Source organism: Pseudoflavonifractor phocaeensis (assembly GCF_016901955.1).
GTDB lineage: Bacteria > Bacillota > Clostridia > Oscillospirales > Oscillospiraceae > Flavonifractor > Flavonifractor phocaeensis_A.
In genome coordinates, this window is the sequence record NZ_JACJLC010000250.1 from 1 (window position 1) to 326 (window position 326).

At 54.6% G+C, this 326-nt stretch carries 1 pseudogene; it reads left to right on the forward strand.

Annotated features, from left to right (window positions below):
• Positions 1–136: 136 nt before the first annotated feature.
• A pseudogene (locus tag H6B51_RS17415) lies at positions 137–326 on the forward strand (ATP-binding protein); the annotation flags it as partial.

Sequence of the window (326 nt, forward strand, 5' to 3'; positions counted from 1 at the left end):
AGACTGCTACAAGTATCACAGCCATGAAGGCCATCCGATCGGTTATTGAGCAGGCAGACAGCAGACGGGAACCAATCAGACAAGTCGACGGAGAGCAAATCAAACAGGAGCAAATTAGAGAGAGGGGACGATTGACATGAGCAAGTATCCACCCGGCCATACGGTCGGGGCCATCTATGTGGGAAGCAGCGGCAACCCATACCTGGATGCCATGCTGGACATGCTCTCACCGGAGCAATTTGCCAAATCCGTCGCAAGCTACCCACCTATCCCCTATGATCTGGCTCAGATGTCACCCGAGGAACGACGGGAACTGCTGCCATCGC